This is a genomic window from Mesorhizobium sp. M4A.F.Ca.ET.090.04.2.1 (assembly GCF_003999085.1).
In the GTDB taxonomy this organism is placed as follows: Bacteria; Pseudomonadota; Alphaproteobacteria; order Rhizobiales; family Rhizobiaceae; genus Mesorhizobium.
Genome location: NZ_RZOT01000778.1, coordinates 1 through 1853, shown reverse-complemented (window position 1 = coordinate 1853; position 1853 = coordinate 1). Strand labels below are relative to the sequence as shown.

At 61.5% G+C, this 1853-nt stretch carries 3 protein-coding genes; all 3 read left to right on the top strand.

The genetic code is table 11. The features are described from left to right. Nucleotides 1-310: 310 nt before the first annotated feature. Genes EN781_RS31690 through EN781_RS31680 form a run of 3 tightly spaced genes read left to right on the top strand, consistent with a single transcriptional unit; the run spans nucleotide 311 to nucleotide 1703 of the window. The gene (locus tag EN781_RS31690) at nucleotides 311-781 is read left to right on the top strand and encodes a hypothetical protein (protein ID WP_126058311.1); all 471 of its coding nucleotides are present in this window, start codon (nucleotides 311-313) and stop codon (nucleotides 779-781) included. Nucleotides 782-804: 23 nt separating this feature from the next. Then, nucleotides 805-1197: a hypothetical protein gene (locus tag EN781_RS31685; protein WP_126058310.1), complete on the top strand. Its 393-nt coding sequence runs from the start codon at nucleotides 805-807 to the stop codon at nucleotides 1195-1197. Continuing rightward, complete coding sequence (locus tag EN781_RS31680) at nucleotides 1164-1703, top strand: hypothetical protein (protein WP_126058309.1); 540 nt, start codon at nucleotides 1164-1166, stop codon at nucleotides 1701-1703. The genes EN781_RS31685 and EN781_RS31680 overlap by 34 nt, the downstream gene beginning before the upstream one ends. Nucleotides 1704-1853 lie beyond the last annotated feature (150 nt).

Genomic DNA, 1853 nt, shown 5'->3' with positions numbered 1-1853 from the left:
GGATACCACTGGGGCCTGACCCGCAAGCGTGCCATCCTCGGCTGGGAGGCGGGACAGGTCTCGTCCTGAAACGTCGATATTTTCGAGTTTTGTTGCACAAAACCGTGGATCAAAGTATAAACAAGTATTCCTACATTTATCGCCTTTGCCCCCAAATTTATAGGCATTACAACCGGCGACAACCTGTGGTTTCGCCGGTTTTACTCTTTTTAGGCAAGTGAAGACATTTCATTTTACCCTAAATTAACTACGATAAAGCGAAGATGCCTTTGTATTAAGTCGGACCATCCGGCTTGATAGGAGGGTTTCGATGAAGTTCTTTCGCGCCGTCATCGGTGCGGCACTGCTGGTCGCCTGCATCGACCAGACCGCATCCGCAGCCACCGGAAACGTGCTGTTCGACGGCACGATCACCGCGACCTGCACGATCACGATCAACTCCAACGGCACGATGACCGTCAGCACCAATCTTCAGTCGCTGAGCTCCCACAATGCAGGCGGTTCGGCCGGCAGCGCCCAGGTGGATACCACCGGCGGCGTCACGCTCAGCGTCGACCCGGTCACGACCACCACCGTGCCGGCCTCAGATGTCACGGCCACCACATGGACCCCGACCTTCGCCACCTCCGGCGCGCAGACCATTGCCGAGACCGGCACCGCGACCGCGCTGACGGTACCGGGCACATCGACGGTCGCGGTCAATCTTGCCGGCACCAAGAGCGGCTCGAACCGCTTCTCCGCCGGCAACTACCAGGCAACCGTCACACTGCGCTGCGAATAGCCTTCTCGCGAAAGGAGCGGTCTTTGAAAAAGGTTGGAATTCTGACGGCGGCGCTGGCCGTCGTGTTGTCTCCCCTTGCCGCGACGGGCCAGTCGATGACGCCGATGCGCGGCGAGGTGAGGTCGTTCACCGATGCTTTCGCCGTCCGCGTCTTTCCGGGCAACCCGTACGACCAGCGAATTCGCGTCGAGGTTCATGTCTACGACCAGGATTTCCAGCCGATAGCCGCCAGGATCACGCCCAGCGCCTTTCTTCTGGCCGGCCAGGCATCGCGTCCGGTTCTGGTGGTCGTGCCGTTCGACGGCGCGACCGAGCGTAAAGTGCGTATCTGTACCGAGAGTATCCCCTTTCCAAGCGAGCAGACGCAGATAAGGGCACAGATATGCGGAAAGTTCTTCGGACATCGCAGGTCCTGACCCTCTCCTTGCTGTCCGCTTTGGCGGTCGTGAGTTCGGGGTTTGCCGAGGACATACTGAACCTGAACCAGAACCAGACGGGTTTCACCCTGCCCGGTGTCACCCTTCCCCAGGGCCAGGACGAGGTGCATGCTTCCGACGGCACCACCTGCCGCTCCTCGGTTTCAGGCAGTGGCGCCTATCTCGACGTCGGCGTCATCAGAGGCAACAACAGCAGCCAGTCGAACAGCGACATCGCCACCTATGGCCGCGTGGTGGTCCCGATCGGTCGGACGCCGAAGCGTGTCGATTGCAGCCGCCTCTACGAGCTTGAGGTCGAGCGCCTGCAGATGGAACTGAAGCTGCTCAAGATGGGCCTCGGCGCCGACGGCCAGACGACGGGCAGCGTGGCTGCCGCCGGTCCCACGGCCGCTCCCGCTCCCGCAACCGCTTCGGCCGGATGGGCCAACGAAGGCTGGAGCATCAGAGGTACGAACGGCGATGGCAGGAAAAAGAAGAAGAAATAGCCGCGCCCTGCTTGCGGTGGCAGCACTTGCCGGCCTCTGCTTTCCCGCGCAGGCGGCGATCGTCGGCACCTGCACGATCGTGATCGGCGCCTCGGGAACGATGACGTCGAACCCCGCCATCAACATCCTCGGCTCCAAGCAGGCGGGCGG

What these genes read in the sequence shown, in the direction of transcription:
- EN781_RS31690 (WP_126058311.1), top strand. Translation starts at nt 311, where the DNA reads ATGAAGTTCTTTCGCGCCGTCATCGGTGCGGCACTGCTGGTCGCCTGC.
- EN781_RS31680 (WP_126058309.1), top strand. Translation starts at nt 1,164, where the DNA reads ATGCGGAAAGTTCTTCGGACATCGCAGGTCCTGACCCTCTCCTTGCTG.